The sequence below is a fragment of the Gallibacterium genomosp. 3 genome (assembly GCF_001678475.1).
In the GTDB taxonomy this organism is placed as follows: domain Bacteria; phylum Pseudomonadota; class Gammaproteobacteria; order Enterobacterales; family Pasteurellaceae; genus Gallibacterium; species Gallibacterium faecale.
Window position 1 is genome coordinate 1 of the sequence record NZ_JTJR01000003.1, and the last position, 20940, is coordinate 20940.

Sequence of the window (20940 nt, forward strand, 5' to 3'; positions counted from 1 at the left end):
AAAGCGAAGATTGCGGATAGAGTATCTGTCAATACGCGAGTTGGTGTTGGTTATGACGTAATTGGTGAGCCAGCATCTGTACGAGCAGCTTTTGCAGGGGCATCTGACTTGAAGTTTACTACTGAAGGTGCGCAACATGGTCAAGTGAATGGCGAGGTGAGATTAAATGTGAATTATCACATTAGTCCAATGGCGACCATTTCTGTGGGATATGATGCGTCTGTACGTAAAGGCTATATTGAACATAACCCAACGGTATCGTTCAAGATGGCATTTTAGTTCCACAACACGATAATAATAACAAGAGATACCCGAAAAATTCACGCCACATTTGTGGCGTGTTTTTTATATATCGATCATTAAATTTTCCTCGTGCAACGACAACACCCGATTTTTCCCTACAATTAAATGATCTAATACCCGAATATCTACTAATTGACAGGCTTGCTGAATATTATGCGTAATATGGATGTCCTGTTGGCTTGGTGTGGTGATTCCTGAAGGATGATTATGAGCAAGAATAATTGCAGCTGCATTATATTGCAGTGCTGATTTAATGATTTCTCGTGGGTGGACTTGAGTACTATTGATTGTCCCTTGGAACAGGATATCTTGTCGTATTAGATAGTGTTGATTATCTAAAAATAACACCATAAACATTTCTCTTTGTTGCGTTGCTAATTCACTTTGTACATACAGTTTGGCAAATTCAATGTTATTAAATAGTGGTTGTTGTTGTAATTCTTGAGAAAGGTAACGTTTTGTCATTTCGACACAAGCTTGGAGTTGTACATATTGTGTTGTTCCAAGACCTTTTACCGTACAGAATTGATCGAGTGATGCAGTTAATAATGCACGTAATGAGCCAAAATGAGCAAGGGTATTGGCTGCTAAAGTCATCACTGGGCATTGCTTAAACCCAGTACGTAAAAAGATAGCGAGTAATTCTTGATCACTAAGCGATTCGACACCTTGTTGCAACAATTTTTCTCGAGGCATTAAATTAGACATAAGATTAAAAGTGAATGAAATAACAATGGCATCCAGCATAAAGTAGATTCATTCCGTAAAGAGTTTTTTTGATCTGTTATGGAAGAGGGATCGTAAAACAGGAAAAAATCATTTTTTAAGTGAATAAGTCGCTGGGTAAATTGGCAGGGTAGTAAATATCCAGTAGAATGATTCATCTTTTGTTGTTTTTTCTAGAGGTTATCAATCAGTGGATAATTTTCTCCAACAGAAACGTATTGTTGTCGGTATTACTGGCGGTATTGCTGCTTATAAAACAATTGAATTTATCCGTTTATTACGTAAACAAAATGCAGAAGTTAGAGTTGTGTTAACTGAAGCAGCCTCTCACTTTGTTTCTTCTCTTACTCTACAAGCGATCTCAGGGAATGCTGTTTCTCAATCTTTATTTGATCCTCAAGCTGAATTAGCAATGGGGCATATTGAGTTGGCTAAATGGGCGGATGCGATTGTGATTGCCCCAGCAACGGCAGATTTTCTTGCACGTTTTAATTTAGGCATGGCGAATGATCTACTCACCACATTATGTTTAGCAACACAGGCACCTATTTTTGTTGCACCAGCGATGAATCAACAAATGTATGCTCAAGCGGTGGTGCAACAGCATATTAAAAGTTTACAACAAAGAGGTATAACGATTATTGGACCGAATAGTGGTGCCCAGGCGTGTGGTGATATCGGAGCAGGTAGAATGTCAGAGCCAGCAGAAATTTTTACTGCAGTTACCCAGACATTTTGTGCAGAAAAAACATTAAGTGGTTTAAAAGTGGCGATTACTGCGGGGCCAACACAAGAACCGATTGATCCTGTTCGTTATATTTCGAATTATAGTTCGGGTAAAATGGGATATGCGATAGCAAAAGCCTTTGCTAAGCAAGGTGCAGATGTGACTTTGATTAGTGGACCAGTGAGTTTAGCTGTGCCGCAAGGAGTAAATTTAATTTTGGTAACGACGGCACAACAAATGTGGCAGCAATCGTTACAAGTAGCAACAAATCATCAAATTTTTATTGGTTGTGCGGCCGTAGCAGATTATCGAGTAGTTGAAATTGCTACGCAAAAAATAAAGAAAACCGGGGATGAATTAACATTAAAATTAATAAAAAATCCTGATATTATTGCCGACGTTGGTCATCTCAAAGAAAATCGACCTTTTACGGTAGGATTTGCGGCTGAAACGCAAGATGTTGAAAATTATGCAAAAGATAAATTAGTTCGTAAGCGATTAGATTTAATTTGTGCTAATGATGTGTCGATTGCTGGACAAGGATTTAGTAGTGATAATAATGCGCTACAACTTTTTTGGCATGATGGAAATATCAGTTTGCCTCTGACAGATAAGCAACAATTAGCAGAACAACTGGTTAGTCATATTATTAAGCTTTATCAAAAAAATAAAAATTATGATGAAAAAAATTGATGTAAAAATTCTTGATTCTCGTATCGGGAATGAATTTCCACTCTCGAGTTATGCGACAGAAGGATCCGCTGGTTTAGACTTACGTGCTTTGATTGATGAAAAAATTATCTTACAACCGGGCGAAACCCGTTTAATTCCCACAGGACTTTCCATTTATATTGCCGATCCAAATTTAGCAGCTGTGATTTTGCCTCGTTCTGGATTAGGTCATAAACATGGTATTGTGTTAGGAAATTTAGTGGGATTAATTGATTCTGATTATCAAGGACCATTAATGATCTCAGCTTGGAATCGTAGCGAACTGCCGTTTACGATTGAAGTTGGAGATCGAATTGCACAGCTTGTGTTTGTACCTGTTGTACAAGCTGAATTTAATATCGTCACTGATTTTGAGCAAACAGAACGAGGAAGCGGTGGATTTGGTCATACAGGAAAATAAGCCTAAAAAGAAGATTGAAAAGCGATCTTTAGCGGCAAGACGGCAACAAGTATTAACGATTGTTGCCCATTTATTACATTCTGAACAGGGAATGGAACGTATTACAACTGCAAAACTAGCAGAAGCAGTGGGCGTATCTGAAGCTGCGTTGTATCGTTACTTTCCAAGTAAAACAAAAATTTTTGAAGCCTTGATTGAGCAAATTGAAACGGTGTTATTACAACGGATTACTCAGTCAATGAAAATGCAAACGGATACAAAAATGCGAGTGCATGATATTTTGCAGATGGTGTTAACCTTTGCGCAAAAGAACCCTGGTTTAACTCGGATTTTAACTGGTCATGCATTAATGTTTGAAGATAAAGCATTACAGATCCGGGTGGCGACCTTTTTTGATCGTTTGGAATTACAGCTAGTCAATGTATTGCAAATGCGAAAGTTACGAGAAGGTCGCGGTTTTAAAGTTGATGAACGTACTATTGCAGGCCATTTAGTTTTATTATGTGAGGGACAATTTATGCGGTATGTCCGTTCAAATTTCCGTCATTTACCAAGTCAAGATTTTGCGACTCAATGGCAATTAATTGAACCATTATTGGATTAGGTTAAATGATGATTATTCCGTGGGAACAGCTAAGTGATACCGCATTACATAATATTGTACAGAGTTTTATTTTACGAGAAGGTACAGATTATGGCGTGCGTGAATTAACGTTAGCGGAAAAAGAAGCACGATTATTAAAACAGATTAAATCAGGTGAGGTCGTGATTGTGTGGTCAGAACTACATCAATCATTAGATCTTAAGGAAAAACGGGAATTTTTAAGACAACCTAAGCAAAATATGCTATAAAAACAGTGTCTTAAATCTCGATTCAATCTCATAAGTGTTGGTGGTATGGATATGAAAGAAGAAATTGAAATGCAACAGGATGATACGGGAATAGCACATGCAGGTGACCCGACTTTAGAATGGTTTTTATCTCATTGCCACATTCACAAATATCCCTCAAAAAGTACATTAATCAATGCCGGTGAAAAAGCAGAAACCTTATATTATTTAATTAAAGGTTCTGTTGCTGTTTTAGTGAAAGATGATGAAGGGAAAGAGATGATCCTTTCTTATTTGAGCCAAGGTGAGTTCTTTGGTGAAATCGGTTTGTTTGAAGAAGTTAAAGTACGGACTGCATGGGTGAAAGCAAAAACAACTTGTGAAGTTGCTGAAATTTCTTATAAAAAATTCCGTCAGTTAATTCAAGTTAATCCTGAGATCTTGATGTATCTCACAGCACAATTAGCACGCCGTTTACAAAATACCTCTAAACAAGTGAGTAACTTGGCGTTCTTAGATGTTACCGGACGTATTGCTCAAACGTTATTGCATTTAGCAAAAATGCCAGAAGCAATGACACATCCGGAAGGGATGCAAATCAAAATTACTCGCCAAGAAATTGGGCAAATTGTTGGTTGTTCCCGAGAAACAGTGGGACGTATTTTAAAGATGTTAGAAGATCAAGGATTGATTTCTGCACATGGAAAAACCATTGTAGTTTATGGTACGAGGTAATAAACCACGTATTTATCTAACGATTAAGGAAATATGATGAAAAAAGAAGAAATGGGGCATAATTTTTTAGCTCGTTTAGGTAAAACTCGTCTTCGTCCAGGTGGGAAAAAAGGAACAGATTGGCTGATCGCTAACGCAGATTTCAACAAAGATAAAAAAGTACTTGAAGTTGCGTGTAATATGGGAACGACTGCGATTGGTTTAGCGAGTCAATTTGGTTGTCAGATCGAAGGTGTAGATCTTGATGAGCAAGCATTAGCAAAAGCACAAAAAAATATTAGTGAAGCAAAATTGGGTCATCTTATTCATGTGCAACGTGCTAATGCGATGAAATTACCTTTCGCAGATAATTCGTTTGATGTTGTGATTAATGAAGCAATGTTGACTATGTTGCCAGTTGAAGCAAAGCAAAAAGCGGTAGCAGAATATTTTCGCGTATTAAAGCCAGGTGGTTTTTTATTAACTCATGATGTGATGTTATTAGAACCTAATTCAGAGGCAATCTTATCTGTGTTGCGTGATGTGATTAATGTGAGTGTAACACCATTAACAAAAGAAGATTGGAAAGCCTTATTTAAATCAGCAGGTTTTAGTAATGTGGATACTTACTCTGGAGAGATGACATTATTGTCACCTAAAGGAATGATCCATGATGAAGGTGTATTGGGAACATTAAAAATTGTGAGAAATGCACTTAAATCAGAAAATCGTGCAACGTTTAAAAAGATGTTTAAATTCTTTAATGATCCACAAAATAAACTGCATTTTATTGCAGTATGCAGTCAAAAATAAGACTAAGACAATGAAAGCGGTCTTGATTATTCAAGATTGCAGACTATTGATAAATCTAAATTTAATCACAAAATTTAATAAATGTTTATTGGGCTCCATCTCACACTTGCCTAAAAATCTTATTGGAATGAGGAGTAGCAAGTGTGCGAGGGTGTGTTTATTCGCTGCGCTCACCCTTCGGGCTGTTGCTTTCAGCAACATTCAACGCTTTGCGTTGTCTTTTGCTTCGTTTTCTTTACACAAGTAATGACAAAAAGCGATAGCTTTTTGAACGTTGCTAGCAACGGCTCGTTAGAGTGAGCAAGCTTACTTGCGAATAAAATGAAGTCGCCCTTTAGGGCGAAACCTAAATACTAATTACAGCAAAATAGCTAAAAAATATTAAATAGATTTTGTCAAAGCGAGAACTTCAATAGTTTGTACTGAACACATTCGCCATTGAATATTAATATCCCACAAGGTCATGCCATAAATCCGATCAGAAATCTGTCTTTGCTGATAGGCAGGGCGAGGATCTTGCTGTAATACTTCGGTAATTAATACTAATAAATCAGGGTATTGCGATGCCAAGATAGTCGCTTGTTGTTTAGCTGCTGGAGTAAAAATCACCTGTAATATTGCTTCAGGTTTAGTCTGAGCAAAACTAGATTGAGCAAGAGGCTCACTATCTGCATAAGCGAGATAGGGTTTAATATCAAAAATAGGTGTACCATTGACGAGATCAACGCTTCCTAAATGTAATCGTACTTTCCCTGGTTTAATCTCAATATGATCTAGACGAACTTTAGATAAACCGAGTGGATTAGGACGATGAGTAGAGCGAGAGGCAAATACACCAATACGTTGGTTGCCGCCTAAACGAGGTGGACGCACTGTGGGTGACCACTTGCCAACAGGAATGCGGTCAAATTGGAAAATAAGCCATAAGTGTGAAAATTGTTCTAAGCCCCTGACACATTCGGGGACATTATAAGGGGGTAATAATTTTAAGATTCCTGTGCCATGTTTCACCAAGTCAGGTTGGCGAGGTACGGAAAATTTTTCTGTATAAGGGGTATAGATAGTTGCAATAGGCTGTAATTGCATAATAGTTTTGCCTCTTATGCCAATAAATAAGTAGTTAGAGTAAATAAGCTTGAAATCAGTGAGTTAAGAGCTTGTACCAAGCACAGATTTGGATTGAATTCACTATACAATCAAATCAATTCGGGTAAAATGACCAACTTATTTTATAAGAACAACTCTTTTACGCATAGTGTTGCGATAAGAATTGATAAATCTAGAGAAATTAATGAAACCAAGCAAATGTAAAATGTGGTTAGAAACCGCAAGACCAAAAACTTTGCCATTAGCGATAGCTTCTATCGTCACTGGTTCTGCTTTAGCACATTATTATCAGCAATTTAACGGGATTGTTGCTTTTTTAGCGTTAGTAACCGCAACGTTATTACAGATTGTATCTAACTTTGCTAATGATTATGGCGATCATGTTAAAGGTTCTGATACCGCTGAGCGTATCGGTCCATTAAGAGGGATTCAACAAGGGGTAATCAGTTTTGCTCAATTACGGGTAGGATTAATTTTAGTCACGTTAGCGAGTATGGTGTCAGGCGTTGCTTTAATCGCCGTTTCTTGTCAAACATGGAATGATGTGTTGGCATTTGTTGTGTTGGGCGTATTAGCGATTATTGCTTCAATTACTTACACTGTTGGCAAAAAACCTTATGGATATATGGGGTTAGGTGATATTTCTGTTTTTATTTTCTTTGGTTTGCTTGGCGTAGGCGGCACATTTTATTTGCAAGCGCATCAGTTGAGCCATAGTATCTTTTTACCTGCAATGATGTCTGGTTTTTTAGCAGTTGCCGTTTTAAATATTAATAATTTACGCGATGTAGAACAAGATAAAAAGTCGGGTAAAAATACGTTAATTGTACGCATTGGGGCGAAGTATGGCTGCTATTATCATATTGCGTTACTGACGTTAGCTGTATTTTGTGCATTATCATTTGCTATCTATTATTTTCAACATTGGTACAGTTTCTTATTTATTGTTATTTTGCCATTGTTGATAAAACACGCAGTTTTTGTATTACGCCATAAAGATGCGATAGAATTACGCCCAATGCTTGCACAAATGGCTAAACTAGCACTATTATTTAACATTATTTTTAGTTTAGGACTGTACTTAGAGTAGGGTTCTAAAGTTTATTAACAAAGGAAAACACAATGAGAATTGACACATCAGAACTTTGCGATATTTACTTGGATCAAGTTGATGTTGTTGACCCAATTTTTTCTAGTTTCGGCGGTATTTCAGCATTTTCAGGAAAAATTACCACAATCAAATGTTTTGAAAGCAATGGTTTAATTGCAGAAGTATTAGAAGAAGATGGACATGGACGAGTATTATTGATTGATGGTGGTGGTGCGGTACGTCGTGCGTTGATTGATGCCGAATTGGCGCAATTAGCTGCAGATAACGGCTGGGAAGGCATTATTGTGTATGGTGCGGTACGTCAAATTGACCAATTAGAAAATATTGATATTGGTATTCAAGCACTAGCACCAATTCCAGTATCAGCAGATGAACAAATGACGGGTGAAGTTGATGTGCCAGTCAATTTTGGTGGCGTTTCCTTCCTTCCAGAAGATTTTGTATATGCAGATTTAACGGGAATTATCCTTTCACCAGAACAGTTAGAATTGCCAGAAGAGGAGTAATTCTTGTTTAGATAATGGACTAAAACGCCTTGTTATTTTGAATAACAAGGCGTTTGTTTTTATTGTTGAATGCTCTCCGAAATCGCCACTGGTGGTGGAGTAACCCGAGTAACTAATAATTGGTCGATTTTATAGTGGTCAATATCGACTACCTCAAATTTAAATCCTTCAAATTCCACAGCATCAGCTGGGCGAGGAATTTTACGTAAGCGATACATCATAAAGCCAGCAATGGTTTCGTAGTTTTCCCATTCTGGGAAATCATTATCAATGGCTAATGCGTGTTTTACATTTTCAATCGGCGTTGAACCCTCAATTAACCACGAATTTTCATCACGTTTAATAATTTGCTGATCTTCCTCTATTGGAGCAACCCAATCTCCCATAACCGTCATCATAATATCGGATAAGGTAATGACCCCGACAACTAAGGCATATTCATTCATCACCACTGCAAATTTTTCCTTAGTGGCACGAAACCGATCGAGAAGTTCAGAGAGCGTAAGTGTATCGGGAATAATTAATACATTGCGGATCGTGGATTCATTCAGTTGAATAAGTGATTGATTATTTAAGATTTTAACCAAAATATCTTTGGTATCGACATAACCGATCACTTGATCAATATTTTCATTACAAACCAAGAACTTAGAGTAAGGATAATCTGCAATTTTTTGTCGAATGCTTTGTTCCGAATCTTTTAAGGTAAAATAGACGACATTTTCACGAGTTGTCATACTAGAAGGGACAGTACGTTCCTCTAACTCAAATACATTTTCAATAAAATGATGTTCTTGTTGTTGTAATACTCCAGCTTGAGCGCCTGCATCCATCACCGCAGAAATATCATCGAATGTAATGTTATCTTCGCGGTTAATATTCATTTTGAATAGGCGGAAGATCGTATTGGCAACGGCATTAATGACCCAAGTGAATGGCTTACAGAGCATAATAAAAATATTAATTGGGCGGATTAATGTAATAGCAATTTTTTCAGGCGCAATCATTGCCATTCTTTTTGGCATTAAATCAGCAAAAAGAATAAATAATGACGTTACCAGAGTAAAAGAGAGGCTAAATCCAATCGTTTCAGCCCACTCACCTTGATAAAATTGTTCAACTAATTCAACAAAATAAGGGCGGAAAGCAGATTCACCTAAAATACCCCCTAAAATGGCTACTGCATTTAAACCAATTTGTGATGCAGCAAAAAAATCAGCAGAATTTTCCTGCAACAAGAGAACTTTATTGGCACGTTCATCGCCACTTTCTGCTAACAATTTCAGCTTTATTTTCCGTGCGCCTGCGATTGAGATTTCCGAGATGGATAAGAAACTTGAGGCAGCAATTAAAGCAACAATGACAATAAGATTTTGAAATATAGTCACAAAACACCTATTAACGTTAATAATTTACTCACCAAAAACAGAGATATTCTACTCCAAAAAGGCAGATCTGGGAAAATTACTTGTCGTGATTAGTGATAGTTGTATTGTTAGTAAGATGTGAACTAAATCCACCATTCTGGGTAATTGTTTTTAAATAATGAATACCTTAGCATTTTTGTCGGATATTTTATTACCCTAAGGAGAACGTTATGAGCGAAGTATCTACCCAAGAGATCCCTTTTTCAGCAGAAGAAATTACCCATTGGCAAGCAGCGAACTATCAAGACATTATTAACTTTATTGAATCAGGTTACCACACTCGTCATCGTGAACAGTTACCACAATTAATTGAGTTAGCTAAGAAAGTAGAAAGTGTACATAGCGACAGTAGTGTTTGTCCTACTGGCACAGCAGCAATTTTAGAAAAAATTTATCAAGATCTTGAAATGCATATGCGTAAAGAGGAACAAATTCTGTTCCAAATGATTAAAGCAGGGCAATATGCTATGGCAAGAATGCCTATTCAAGTTATGTTATCTGAACATGATGAAGCAGAAGAAGATTTAAAAACATTATTGACTGTTACACGTAATTTAGCTTTACCAGAGGATGCATGTGGTTCATGGCAGGCGCTTTATCAAGGTATTGCAACCTTTGTAGCAGATCTAAGCCAACATATTTATTTTGAAAACGAGATTTTCTTTGCCAGAGTTTGTAACGAAAAATAAAAGCGAAACCTGTTTCAGTAAAGAAACAGGTTTTTGTCTATTTAAAGTAGGTTCTTACGGCGTAATTCTTTAGTAATTCGGATTGCTGTTTCGGTTTCGCAGCCAGTGTATTCTGCGATTTCACGATTTGTCCAATTATATTCAGGGAAGTTTTCATTAAGAAAGCAAATGCTATCAATAATTCTATCTAAATTTTTTAAATAAGCACTTTTTGCCAGCCTACTTTCTGCATCTCTTAATTCATTTGAGAGCATTTGAAATAACATACGTACAGCATTAGGGTTTTCTAAGAAAAATTTATCTAAATCTTGAGGAGTAATCCTAATAATCTCAGATTTTTTTAAGATCCTTGCGGTACAGTGGTATTTTCCATCACCAAATAGCGTTCTAAAACCAAAATAATCACCTTGTTTGTAAATTCTAACTAAGCTTTCTTTGCCGTTCTCTAACATGTGATATAAGCCAACTAACCCTTTTTCAACAAAATAAAATTCATGTGATGAATCTCCTTGAAGGTAAAGCGGTGTACCTTTTGGTACTGTATGTAAGGAGGTACATTGACAACATTTTAAGTTATAAGGCGATAATATGTGATTCATTATGGTTCTATATCCTATAGTCATTAATAACGAGCGATGCAGCACCTTTGATACCGGCAGAATCAAGTAATTGACCAGGTTTCATTTGAATGTTTGCTAAAGACGCAGATAACGCATAACGAGAAAGGTATGTTTTTACTTTTTGTATAATTAAATCTGCGGATTTAGAAACACCTCCAGCAAAGATAACAAGTTCTGGATCGATTGTATTTAATAAAATACCTAACCCATAGGCTAAGTATTTGCAGAACTTCTCTATGACTTCAATTGCAATTTCATCATTTTTATTATAGAAATCAAATATATGGTGAACTTCTAAATCAGATAAATGATGATAGAAGTGTTTGCTTAATATTCCTGTTTGCTTCTCAAGGATAAGTCGTTTCGTTTCCCGAAGAATTCCTGTTGCAGAAGCATAAGTTTCAAGGCATCCAGTTAAGCCACAACCACATTTTAATCCATTTTCATTAACAACAATATGACCAAATTCACCTGCACACCCGTTTACGCCGGATAAGATTTTTTGATCAATAATGATACCAGCGGAAAGTCCAGTACCGATGGATATTACAATAATATTTTTAAAACCTTGTCCACTACCAAATAATAATTCCCCTAAAGCAATATTATTGACATCTTTTTCAACTTTCACAAATTTGTGAGAAATCTCTTCCATTAGTTGTTTTGCATTAAAGTTATCTCCCCAGGAGAAGTTTGATGCTCGAGAAATAATGGCTTGATTGACTACTAAACCGGGAATACCTAAGCCTATGCCAATAAGTTGATCAGTGGCAATATTTTGTGTTTTTGCCATATCTTGTACAGTTTGCCAAATGCGTAAAAAAGTTTGTTTTGCACCTTGTGAAGATAGTGTCTTAATAGAATGTTCAATCAAAATATTACAGTGATTATCCACGATACCGATTTTGGTATTAGTGCCTCCAATATCAATACCGACATAATATTCGATGAGATGATTTGGTTTCATATATTGTTTTTACTCTGTGAGAGGATATTGCTTGTGAGTTAAGTATAAAAAAGGTGCTGATAAATAATTATGATAATTATCATAAGGTTATTGTGAGATACCTCACAAATCTATATAGAGTGTTATATTGTAGATAGTTATATATTTATAACTTATCAATATGATGATGATCATAAACTAATCGTGTGAAGCTCATTCATAATAAAAAAAAATCATTGGGATCGAATATGACTTTACCGATTATTATTACATTAGTGGTATGTGGCTTTTTGGCTAATTTGATGTCTGCCTTATTTGGGATTGGTGGCGGAGTGCTGATGGTACCCGTGTTGCATACGCTGTTTCCTGAAATATCTTTGCAGATGGTCGCTGCAACTTCTTTAACGATTGTAATGGGAACGTCAATAATTAATCTAACCTATTTTATTAAACAAAAAATCCAGATTGATATAAAAAAGATGATTTTTTGGTCACTAGGAATGATCATTGGTGTACAGCTTGGCTTCTATCTTAGTTTTGATGTGTCAGATTTTGTGATTGTTGCCATTTTTGTGGTGACACTAGTGTTATTAGCACTCAAAACATTATTGGATGTAAAAGAGGGAAGAAAAAAGCGTGGTCAGGGTAATGATATGCTACCAGGTATTTTGGCTTGTTTTTTTGGTGGCGGAATAGCAGGAATCACAGGCATTGGCGGGGGATCTATTATGTCGCCTTTGATTGCGCAATTGCCAAGTGTCAGTATGAAACAAATAGCCGTCTATACAAATTATATGATGGTAATTGGCGGTATTGGTAATTTGTATGGCTACTTATCTAAATCTTCAAATATTACTATTCCTAATTCATGGCAAGTAGGTTATGTGAATTTTAGTATTGTTTTAGTTGTAGTACTCAGCTCATTTGTAATGAGTTTCTTCTCTATGAAAATTCGAGGTAAGCTAAAACCTGAATTATCCCAAAAGTTATTAGGCTTAACCCTACTTCTTATCGCATTATATATGTTATTGTTACAATTCATTTAAATGTATCGCGTTGTTCGAGGTCTGTCGTTTTATGTCACAACAGCAAAAAACTTATTTTCATATGATGGCGAAACCAAGTAGTTTTCATTGCAATATTAAATGTGAATATTGCTTTTATTTGCAGAAAGAACAGGTTCTCACTCATCAGATTAATTCAATGACAGAACAGACATTGGAAAATTATATTAAAAATTATATTGATGCATTTCCAGGCGAGCGTATTGATTTTATGTGGCAAGGTGGTGAACCAACTTTATTAGGATTAGATTTTTTTAAGAAAGTGGTTGCTTTACAAAGAAAATTTGCTGGGACTAAACAAATTAGTAATAGTTTTCAAACTAATGGAATAGCTTTAAATCGGCAATGGTGTGAACTCTTTAAGGAGAATCAATTTTTAATTGGTATCTCGGTAGATGGACTAGAGGATGTACATAATAAATATCGTATTTCGATCAATGGACAACCTACTTTCGATCGAGTAAAACACGCGATTGAGTTATTAAAAACATATCAAGTTGATTTTAATACTTTAACTGTTGTGAATGATCGAAATTGGCATAAAGGAAAAGAGACTTATCAAGCATTAAAATCATTAGGTTCAACTTTTATGCAATTTATTCCTATTGTGGAAGTTGCCAATTATTCATCAGAACGACAAGATTTTAATCCAAGTAAAAACTATCGAATGATACCATTTTCTGTCCCATCAGAAGGATATGGACAATTTTTATTGGATGTTTTCAATGAATGGATCAAAGAAGATATAAGTCATATTTTTATTAATATGTTTGATGATTTACTAGGACAATGGTTAGGGTTTCCATCAAGTAGCTGTGTTCATCAGCAAACCTGTGGTAGATCGATGATAGTTGAGGCCAATGGTGATGTTTATAGTTGCGATCATTTTGTCTATCCAGTGTATAAAATAGGGAATGTAAATCGCCAATCATTAACTCAGCTTGTTAATTCACCTAAGCAGATAAAATTTGGTAAAGCTAAGTTGGAAACATTAACCAAACAATGTCAGAAGTGTGAAGTGCGGCATTTTTGTCATGGTGGATGCCCGAAACATCGCATAGTTCCTTTGAAAGGAGAACAATTTAAACAAAATTATTTGTGTCCTTCCTATCAACTGTTTTTCCGTCAGAGTGCCCCATTAATGTCGCGTATGCGAGATATTATTCAGCAAGGTGGAACAGCAAGAGAGATAATGAATGTGTTATTTCGTTAATAAGAGTGGTGGAAGAAAGTATTAATAAATATGTTACTTATGTGTACTTTATCTTTAGAATTTGTGATCTTTCTCACATACCAACTATGATTATTATCATAATTAATCAATGACATGACCCCTTATCCTAGTTAATAGATATTCATCTCTTAAATATCATCTAGAAACAGTATAGGAGGCAATATGCTATTAACAATTCTGAGTTTTTTACTCGTCACTGGTGGTGTTGCGTTGCTATCGTGGCTAAAAACAAGAAATGATGATTTATCAACATCCAAAGGTTACTTTCTTGCAGGGCGAGGCTTAGGTGGTTTCGTCATTGGTTGTTCAATGATATTAACTTCATTGTCAACAGAACAGATTATTGGTGTAAATGCTAACTCTTATGTTGGAAATTTTTCTATTATTGCATGGACAGTACCTACCGTAATTCCATTGTGTTTCTTAGCATTATATTTGTTGCCTAAGTATATTAGAAATGGATACACCACAATCCCAGAGTTTTTTGAGAACCGTTTTGACAGACAAACTCGTTTGATTATGTCTGGGCTTTTCTTAGTGTTTTATCTTTTTATTGTGATCCCTACGGCACTTTATACAGGTGCAATAGCGTTTAATAAAATTTTCAATTTAGAAGCTGCTTTTGGTATTAGTTATGGTGAATCTATTGTTTATACCATTATTGCGATTGGTATTGTGGGGGCTGCTTATGCTATTTTTGGTGGATTAAAAGCTGTCGCAGTATCAGATACTGTGAATGCAGTTATTCTTGTTATTGGTGCTATTTTAGTCCCTATTTTTGGTTTGATTTATTTAGGGAAAGGCAGCTTTATGGAAGGGTTACATATTATTGGTACAACCCATGTAGAGAAGTTTAATGCAATAGGTAGTGCGACAGATGCTGTACCTTGGCCGACAATTTTTACTGGTATTATGTTAGTTCACTTCTTCTATTGGACAACAAATCAAGCGATTGTACAGCGTGCTTTAGGAGCTAAAGATCTAAAAGCAGGTCAAAAAGGAATCTTAATTGCTGCATTATTCTTGTTACTTTTACCAATAATTTTAAATTTACCTGGATTGCTTAGTTTCCATATTATTGGTGAAGGTTTGAATCCAATTGATTTATCTTATCCAGAATTAGTTAATCGAGTCTTACCAACTGTATTACAAGGTTTCTTTGTTGCAGCATTATTCGGCGCTATTTTAAGTACATTTAATTCATTCTTAAATTCAGCAGCAACAATTTATTGTAAAGATTTATTGCCTTCAATTAGTAAAAAAGCATTTAGTGATTCAGAGTTGATTACCTATGCGAAAAAAGTTTCCGCATTTATGGCAATTATCACCATCATTATTGGACCATTATTAATGTTTGGTACAGATGGGATTTTCCTGATTACTAAACGTTTTGCTGGCTTTGTGAATATTCCTATTGTGGCTTTATTTGCTGTGGGACTATTTAATAAGACTGTTTCTGGATTAGCTGCACGTATCGCATTACTTCTTCATGTCGTTTTATATTTCTTAATCGTATGGGTATTTAATGTGAAAATTAACTTTGTTTATGTGATGGCTGCACTGTTTGTCTTTGATGTTTTAGTAATGTTAATTTTAGGCACATTCTTAAGAAGAGAAACACCTTATCAAGATAATACAGAGAATAAAAGTAATGTTGACCTCAGTAATTGGGAGTATGTTAATGTCACAGTTGCATCACTGATTTTAGGATTGATTACTCTGTATGCATTGTTATCTCCAATTGGATTAGCTTCTATGGAGGGCAAACCATTATGGATTATTGGAGGATATTTGATTCTTCAAGTTATCTTGCTTATGGTAATTGGAAAAAATAAACAAAAGGCTAAATATGCGTAATGTAATTTATATTTTATTAGATCAAGTAAGAAAGGATATGCTAGGCCCTTATGGGCATAGCATAGTTAAAACGCCTAATATAGATAAATTGGCTAAAGAGGGTATTTGCTTTGATAATGCTTTTACACCGGCATCTGTATGTGGGCCAGCCAGAACATCTTTATTCACAGGATTAATGCCATCATCTCATGGCATTATTAGAAATGGTGAAAAAGGAGGAACGGGCGAGATTGATGTTAAACAACCTAATATTACTAATCTTGAGGGATATAATAGTTATGTTGCGGGAAAATGGCATGTAGGTACAAAATCAGTGCCAGCAGATTATGGTATCAAAGGTCATAATTTTGATGGGTATGGATATCCAGGTAGCCGAGTCTATAAAAATCTTGTTTTTGATCAGCCTCCGACACACTCTAACCGTTATCAGGAATGGTTGATAGAAAAAGGGTTTGATATTCCAGAAGTTAGCCGAGCTTATTTTGGTGATAATCCTCATTTGCGTGTTCAAGAATTATGTGGATTATTGTCAGGCAACAAAGAGCAAACTATTCCTTACTTTATTATTGATGAATCTAAGCGATTTATCCAAGAATCTCTGGATGAAGGGAAACCGTTTTTTACCTGGATAAATTTCTGGGGACCGCATACCCCCTGTATTGTACCTGAGCCTTATTATTCTATGTATGATCCAAAAGATGTGGTATTGGATAAAAGTTTCTTTAAACCGCTTGAAGGAAAGCCAGGACATTATAGAACTATTTCTAAAATGTGGGGAATGTGGGAAGCGAGTGAGGAACACTGGAAAGAGGTCATTACAAAATTCTGGGGCTATATTACATTGATTGATGACGCAATAGGGGAGTTATTTAAATTCTTAACAGAAAAAGGGTTATATGATGAAACCTTTATTGTGATAACGGCTGACCATGGTGATGCAATGGGACATCATCGTATGATTGAGAAAGGGGAGTTTATGTTTGATAGTACTTACAATATCCCTCTAATAATTAAGGATCCGTTGTCCACGCGAGTAAATCAACGAGATGATAATCTGGTATATCTGCATGATTTAACTTCAACTGTCTATGATGTGATTAAACAACCAATACCGGCTGAATTTGAAGGAGAAAGCTTATTACCAATAACACGTCAGCATAAAAACAATAATCGTAAAGGGTTATTAGCACAATTAGCTGGGCATTTTGTTTATTTTGAACAACGAATGTGGCGGCGAAAAGATTATAAGTTAGTTTTTAATGCGAGCGATGTATGTGAACTTTATGATGTTGTCAAAGATCCAGAAGAAATGGAAAATCTCTTTTATGATGAGCGTTATACCGCAGTGAAGAAAGAGATGTTAGAAGAGATGCGTATTGAGATGCAAAAAATTAACGATCCATTAGAAAATTGGGTATATCGTATTATTAATGAACTATAACATTTCAGTTTATTAAGTAAAACCTGCGGAGAGATAGAATCTTGATGCAGGTTTTTTATTAATAATTTAGAGATAATTATCTTGAATATTAAGAACTTTTTACCCACCATTCTGTCAAACCAGCGCTTTACTTTCATTATCTAATACTACGGAGTTTATTGAACTTATGCGAATAAGAACATTTTCTTTACGCTCAACGACGTTGATTGCGTTAGTGTCCCTTTATTTCACATTAATTCTAAATTACGCATTCTATGCGAAAGTGTTGACAATTCATCCTTTTACAGGGGCAGCAGAAGATTATTTTTTATTGACTGTCCCGTTTTTCGTCTTTTTTGTGTTAAATGCGGCTTTCCAACTTTTAGCCTTACCGGTTTTACATAAACTGATAATTCCTGCTTTACTGATTATTAGTGCAGCGATTGGTTATAGTGAAATTTTTCTTGATGTCTATTTCACGACAGATATGTTGGAAAATGTATTACAAACCAATTTTGCAGAAACATCACGAACCGTTACTTTGCCTTATTTACTTTGGATTCTTGGTTTTGGTGTATTGCCGGCGATTCTCTATCTATTGGTTAAAATAAATTATCATCGTTGGTATAAAGAGCTTGCCTATCGGGTAGGGATGATTGTGCTATCTGCTGTGGTGATTTTAGGCATTGCAAAAGGCTTTTATCAAGATTATGCAGGATTCGTCCGAAATAATAAGAGTGTGCCTGCTTTAATTGTGCCATCTAATTTTATTAGTGCGAGTGTGAATGAAATCAAGCGAATTCGTCAGGCAAATATGCCATACACACAGTTAGGCTTAGATGCTGCACAAGAGAAGCCAGATGATTATCGTCATTTAACCGTTCTTGTTGTGGGTGAAACAACACGCGCTCAAAATTGGGGATTAAATGGTTATCAACCACAAACAACGCCATTATTAGCAGCACGGGGCGATCAAGTTATTAATTTTAAAAATGTGACGAGTTGTGGAACAGCCACAGCAGTTTCTGTGCCTTGTATGTTTTCAGGAATGGGAAGAGAGCATTATGATTCTGTTAAGGCTTCCCACCAAGATAATATTCTTGATGTGCTACAACGTGCTGGCGTGGATGTGATCTGGTTAGATAATGATAGTGGTTGCAAAGGTGTTTGTGATCGTGTGCAAAGTAAAGATATTACGGCATTAAATGATCCTAATTACTGTAAAGATGGAGAATGCTTAGATAATGTGTTGTTGCAACACGTTGATGAGGTTATTCGTAATATGAAGAAAGATACAGTGCTTGTATTGCATACGATTGGTAGCCATGGACCAACTTATTATGAACGTTATACACCAGAATATCGTCGCTTTACTCCAACGTGTGATACGAATGAAATTCAGAAATGTACAAATGAACAATTAGTGAATACTTATAACAATGGTATTCTCTATATTGATCAATTCTTAGATAAGGTAATTCAGAAGGTTGATGCGCATCCTGAATTAGAAGCTGCGGTTTATTACCTTTCAGATCATGGGGAATCTTTAGGTGAAAATGGCGTGTATTTGCATGGAACACCGTATGCGATTGCACCAGATCAGCAAACGCATGTGCCCATGATTATGTGGTTCTCAGAACGTTTTAGAGAGAATGAACATATTGATTTTGACTGTTTAAGAAAAAATGCAGCAGAAAAATCTTATTCTCAAGATAATTTATACAGTACGTTATTTGGTTTAATGGATATGAGTCCAAGTACGTCAGTCTATCAGAAAAATCTTGATATTATTGCTCAGTGTAAGAAGTAGATTAAGGATTAGAAAGGATAACAGCACCTTAAAATTTGATTAAGGTGCTGTTTTTTTAACTAGTTTTCACTTAAGAAACCACCACTTTGGTGTTTCCATAATTTAGCATACAGTCCATTTTTCTCGAGCAATTCTGTATGTGTGCCTTGTTCAACAATTTGCCCTTGATCCAACACAATCAAGCGATCCATTGCGGCAATGGTCGATAAGCGATGAGCAATCGCAATCACAGTTTTGTTTTCCATCATCTTATCGAGGCTTTCTTGGATTGCTGCTTCCACTTCAGAATCTAATGCACTAGTTGCTTCATCTAATAATAAGATTGGCGCATCCTTAAGCATAACTCGAGCAATCGCAATACGCTGACGCTGACCACCAGAAAGTTTTACCCCTCGTTCCCCAACGTGTGCATCATAACCATGACGACCTTGGGCATCACTTAATGTCAGAATAAATCCCGCCGCTTCAGCACGCTCAGCAGCGGAGATCATTTCAGCTTCAGTTGCGTCTGGACGGCCATAGATAATATTGTCACGAACAGAACGATGTAATAAAGAAGTATCTTGGGTGACTAAGCCAATTTGGCTGCGTAAACTTTCTTGGCGAACATCACAAATATTTTGTCCATCAATCGTAATATTACCTTGATTAGCTTCATAAAAGCGGAGTAGTAAATTAACGATGGTAGATTTACCTGCACCTGAACGCCCAATTAAACCCACTTTCTCACCTGGTTTAATCGTTAAATTGAAATTAGTAAGAAGTGGTTTATCTGCTTCATAGGCAAAACTAACTTGATCGAATTTGATTTCACCTTGGGTAACGGTGAGATTACTGGCGTTAGTTTTATCAACGATTGTATGTGGTTTTGATAAGGTATGCATACCATCATTCACTGTACCAATATTTTCAAATAAGCGAGCAGCTTCCCACATAATCCAGCGAGAGAGATTATTGACACGTAATGCCATCGCAATAGCGGTAGCAATCGCGCCTACACCTGCTTTACCATGACTCCATAACCATAACCCCAATAATGCGGTGCTTAATGTTAAAAGAATATTAGTAAAATAAGTGAGGGTTTCTAATGATGTAGCTAAACGCATTTGTGCGTGAACTGTTACCATAAATTCTTGCATTGAACGTTTGGCATAACTGGCTTCACGCAAACCATGTGAGAACAGTTTTACCGTAGTAATGTTAGCATAGGCATCAGTTACTCGTCCTGTCATCAGAGAGCGTGCATCGGCTTGACGTTCAGCGGTATAAGCTAATTTTGGAATAAAGATTTTTAGAATGATCGTGAATACTGCTAACCAAATGAGAAATGGAATGACAAACCAGCCATCTAAGGTCATTAATACTGCACCAGATGTAATAAAATAGACGGTAACATAAGTCATTACATCAGCAATAGCGAGTACGGTATCACGCACAGCGAGAGCAGTTTGCATCACTTTTGCAGAAACACGTCCAGCAAATTCATCTTGGTAGAAACTTAAGCTTTGTCCTAGCATTAGACGGTGAAAGTTCCAGCGTAAACGCATTGGGAAAACACCCTGCAAAGTCTGTAAATGAACATTGGCAGCAATAAATGACCAGAGAATACTGAATAGTAATACGCCAGCCATGGCAAGAAGTTGTAGATTTTTTTCTTGCCATAATTGTTGTGGCGAATATTGTGATAACCAATCCACCAATATTCCCATAAATTGGAATAACACGGCTTCCATTACCCCAATTCCAACTACCATAATGGTAAGCAATAAGATCCAACACCGCATACCATCCATACAAGACCAAATAAATTTGATCAAACCATGACGCGGTATATTCGGCATTTCATCTGGATAAGGATTAATACGATTTTCAAACCATGAATAAATACGGCTAAACATAGCTA

21 protein-coding genes are annotated in these 20940 nt (G+C 36.1%); 15 read left to right on the top strand and 6 right to left on the bottom strand.

Going from position 1 to position 20940, the window contains the following annotated elements:
* A partial coding sequence (locus QV06_RS11755; protein WP_167348594.1) for a hypothetical protein occupies positions 1-279 on the top strand: 279 nt, incomplete at its 5' end.
* A gap of 66 nt (positions 280-345) precedes the next feature.
* On the opposite strand, the gene radC is transcribed toward QV06_RS11755, so the two are convergent.
* Complete coding sequence (gene radC / locus QV06_RS00760) at positions 346-1050, bottom strand: RadC family protein (protein ID WP_245174213.1); 705 nt, start codon at positions 1048-1050, stop codon at positions 346-348.
* A 169-nt stretch (positions 1051-1219) separates the two neighbouring features.
* On the opposite strand from radC, the gene coaBC reads away from it, so the two are divergent.
* From coaBC to QV06_RS00790, 6 genes are read left to right on the top strand one after another with little or no spacing between them, the layout of a single operon-like run.
* Positions 1220-2449, top strand: coding sequence for a bifunctional phosphopantothenoylcysteine decarboxylase/phosphopantothenate--cysteine ligase CoaBC (gene coaBC / locus QV06_RS00765; RefSeq protein WP_065236512.1), 1230 nt, complete (start codon positions 1220-1222; stop codon positions 2447-2449).
* Positions 2436-2888 (top strand): dUTP diphosphatase, encoded by a 453-nt coding sequence (dut, locus tag QV06_RS00770; RefSeq protein ID WP_065236513.1) that lies wholly within the window; start codon positions 2436-2438, stop codon positions 2886-2888. The genes coaBC and dut overlap by 14 nt, the downstream gene beginning before the upstream one ends.
* The gene (gene slmA / locus QV06_RS00775) at positions 2863-3492 is read left to right on the top strand and encodes a nucleoid occlusion factor SlmA (protein WP_065234199.1); all 630 of its coding nucleotides are present in this window, start codon (positions 2863-2865) and stop codon (positions 3490-3492) included. The genes dut and slmA overlap by 26 nt, the downstream gene beginning before the upstream one ends.
* Positions 3493-3500: 8 nt before the next feature.
* Positions 3501-3740: a YheU family protein gene (locus QV06_RS00780; RefSeq protein WP_065234200.1), complete on the top strand. Its 240-nt coding sequence runs from the start codon at positions 3501-3503 to the stop codon at positions 3738-3740.
* Between the two features lie 45 nt (positions 3741-3785).
* Positions 3786-4454, top strand: a complete 669-nt coding sequence (gene crp / locus QV06_RS00785; RefSeq protein ID WP_156540686.1) for a cAMP-activated global transcriptional regulator CRP — start codon at positions 3786-3788, stop codon at positions 4452-4454.
* Positions 4455-4490: 36 nt separating this feature from the next.
* Positions 4491-5246: a class I SAM-dependent methyltransferase gene (locus QV06_RS00790; protein ID WP_065236515.1), complete on the top strand. Its 756-nt coding sequence runs from the start codon at positions 4491-4493 to the stop codon at positions 5244-5246.
* Positions 5247-5627: 381 nt separating this feature from the next.
* Here the strand turns inward: QV06_RS00790 and tsaA are convergent, their stop codons facing one another.
* Entirely contained in the window at positions 5628-6332 is a 705-nt protein-coding gene (tsaA, locus tag QV06_RS00795; RefSeq protein ID WP_065236516.1) for a tRNA (N6-threonylcarbamoyladenosine(37)-N6)-methyltransferase TrmO, read from the bottom strand.
* Positions 6333-6537: 205 nt separating this feature from the next.
* Here tsaA and QV06_RS00800 point away from each other — a divergent pair, with 205 nt between their 5' ends.
* Positions 6538-7443, top strand: coding sequence for a 1,4-dihydroxy-2-naphthoate polyprenyltransferase (locus QV06_RS00800; RefSeq protein ID WP_065236517.1), 906 nt, complete (start codon positions 6538-6540; stop codon positions 7441-7443).
* Between the two features lie 32 nt (positions 7444-7475).
* Positions 7476-7970 (top strand): ribonuclease E activity regulator RraA, encoded by a 495-nt coding sequence (gene rraA / locus QV06_RS00805; RefSeq protein ID WP_065234204.1) that lies wholly within the window; start codon positions 7476-7478, stop codon positions 7968-7970.
* A 59-nt stretch (positions 7971-8029) separates the two neighbouring features.
* On the opposite strand, the gene QV06_RS00810 is transcribed toward rraA, so the two are convergent.
* Complete coding sequence (locus QV06_RS00810; RefSeq protein ID WP_065234205.1) at positions 8030-9358, bottom strand: hemolysin family protein; 1329 nt, start codon at positions 9356-9358, stop codon at positions 8030-8032.
* A gap of 209 nt (positions 9359-9567) precedes the next feature.
* Between QV06_RS00810 and QV06_RS00815 the strand changes: the two genes are divergently transcribed.
* Positions 9568-10086 (top strand): hemerythrin domain-containing protein, encoded by a 519-nt coding sequence (locus tag QV06_RS00815; RefSeq protein ID WP_082985002.1) that lies wholly within the window; start codon positions 9568-9570, stop codon positions 10084-10086.
* A gap of 41 nt (positions 10087-10127) precedes the next feature.
* Here the strand turns inward: QV06_RS00815 and QV06_RS00820 are convergent, their stop codons facing one another.
* Positions 10128-10685, bottom strand: coding sequence for a Crp/Fnr family transcriptional regulator (locus QV06_RS00820; protein WP_065236518.1), 558 nt, complete (start codon positions 10683-10685; stop codon positions 10128-10130).
* 7 nt (positions 10686-10692) lie between these two features.
* The gene (locus tag QV06_RS00825) at positions 10693-11673 is read right to left on the bottom strand and encodes an ROK family protein (RefSeq protein ID WP_245174214.1); all 981 of its coding nucleotides are present in this window, start codon (positions 11671-11673) and stop codon (positions 10693-10695) included.
* A gap of 227 nt (positions 11674-11900) precedes the next feature.
* Here QV06_RS00825 and QV06_RS00830 point away from each other — a divergent pair, with 227 nt between their 5' ends.
* The 5 genes from QV06_RS00830 (at position 11901) to QV06_RS00850 (ending at position 19037) form a co-directional block, all read left to right on the top strand.
* Positions 11901-12698 carry a sulfite exporter TauE/SafE family protein gene (locus QV06_RS00830; RefSeq protein ID WP_065236519.1) on the top strand — a complete coding sequence of 266 codons (798 nt, stop codon included), beginning with the start codon at positions 11901-11903 and terminating at the stop codon, positions 12696-12698.
* A 31-nt stretch (positions 12699-12729) separates the two neighbouring features.
* Entirely contained in the window at positions 12730-13929 is a 1200-nt protein-coding gene (locus tag QV06_RS00835; RefSeq protein ID WP_065236520.1) for an anaerobic sulfatase maturase, read from the top strand.
* Between the two features lie 183 nt (positions 13930-14112).
* Positions 14113-15807, top strand: coding sequence for a solute:sodium symporter family transporter (locus QV06_RS00840; RefSeq protein ID WP_065236521.1), 1695 nt, complete (start codon positions 14113-14115; stop codon positions 15805-15807).
* Positions 15800-17248 (top strand): sulfatase-like hydrolase/transferase, encoded by a 1449-nt coding sequence (locus QV06_RS00845; RefSeq protein ID WP_065236522.1) that lies wholly within the window; start codon positions 15800-15802, stop codon positions 17246-17248. The genes QV06_RS00840 and QV06_RS00845 overlap by 8 nt, the downstream gene beginning before the upstream one ends.
* Before the next feature lie 166 nt (positions 17249-17414).
* Positions 17415-19037 (top strand): phosphoethanolamine transferase, encoded by a 1623-nt coding sequence (locus QV06_RS00850; protein WP_065236523.1) that lies wholly within the window; start codon positions 17415-17417, stop codon positions 19035-19037.
* A 59-nt stretch (positions 19038-19096) separates the two neighbouring features.
* On the opposite strand, the gene QV06_RS00855 is transcribed toward QV06_RS00850, so the two are convergent.
* Positions 19097-20935, bottom strand: a complete 1839-nt coding sequence (locus tag QV06_RS00855) for an ABC transporter ATP-binding protein (protein WP_065236524.1) — start codon at positions 20933-20935, stop codon at positions 19097-19099.
* Between the last annotated feature and the right edge of the window lie 5 nt (positions 20936-20940).

What these genes read in the sequence shown, in the direction of transcription:
- radC (WP_245174213.1), bottom strand. Translation starts at nt 1,050, where the DNA reads ATGCTGGATGCCATTGTTATTTCATTCACTTTTAATCTTATGTCTAAT.
- dut (WP_065236513.1), top strand. Translation starts at nt 2,436, where the DNA reads ATGAAAAAAATTGATGTAAAAATTCTTGATTCTCGTATCGGGAATGAA.
- QV06_RS00780 (WP_065234200.1), top strand. Translation starts at nt 3,501, where the DNA reads ATGATTATTCCGTGGGAACAGCTAAGTGATACCGCATTACATAATATT.
- crp (WP_156540686.1), top strand. Translation starts at nt 3,786, where the DNA reads ATGGATATGAAAGAAGAAATTGAAATGCAACAGGATGATACGGGAATA.
- QV06_RS00790 (WP_065236515.1), top strand. Translation starts at nt 4,491, where the DNA reads ATGAAAAAAGAAGAAATGGGGCATAATTTTTTAGCTCGTTTAGGTAAA.
- tsaA (WP_065236516.1), bottom strand. Translation starts at nt 6,332, where the DNA reads ATGCAATTACAGCCTATTGCAACTATCTATACCCCTTATACAGAAAAA.
- QV06_RS00800 (WP_065236517.1), top strand. Translation starts at nt 6,538, where the DNA reads ATGAAACCAAGCAAATGTAAAATGTGGTTAGAAACCGCAAGACCAAAA.
- rraA (WP_065234204.1), top strand. Translation starts at nt 7,476, where the DNA reads ATGAGAATTGACACATCAGAACTTTGCGATATTTACTTGGATCAAGTT.
- QV06_RS00815 (WP_082985002.1), top strand. Translation starts at nt 9,568, where the DNA reads ATGAGCGAAGTATCTACCCAAGAGATCCCTTTTTCAGCAGAAGAAATT.
- QV06_RS00820 (WP_065236518.1), bottom strand. Translation starts at nt 10,685, where the DNA reads ATGAATCACATATTATCGCCTTATAACTTAAAATGTTGTCAATGTACC.
- QV06_RS00825 (WP_245174214.1), bottom strand. Translation starts at nt 11,673, where the DNA reads ATGAAACCAAATCATCTCATCGAATATTATGTCGGTATTGATATTGGA.
- QV06_RS00830 (WP_065236519.1), top strand. Translation starts at nt 11,901, where the DNA reads ATGACTTTACCGATTATTATTACATTAGTGGTATGTGGCTTTTTGGCT.
- QV06_RS00835 (WP_065236520.1), top strand. Translation starts at nt 12,730, where the DNA reads ATGTCACAACAGCAAAAAACTTATTTTCATATGATGGCGAAACCAAGT.
- QV06_RS00840 (WP_065236521.1), top strand. Translation starts at nt 14,113, where the DNA reads ATGCTATTAACAATTCTGAGTTTTTTACTCGTCACTGGTGGTGTTGCG.
- QV06_RS00845 (WP_065236522.1), top strand. Translation starts at nt 15,800, where the DNA reads ATGCGTAATGTAATTTATATTTTATTAGATCAAGTAAGAAAGGATATG.
- QV06_RS00850 (WP_065236523.1), top strand. Translation starts at nt 17,415, where the DNA reads ATGCGAATAAGAACATTTTCTTTACGCTCAACGACGTTGATTGCGTTA.
- QV06_RS00855 (WP_065236524.1), bottom strand. Translation starts at nt 20,935, where the DNA reads ATGTTTAGCCGTATTTATTCATGGTTTGAAAATCGTATTAATCCTTAT.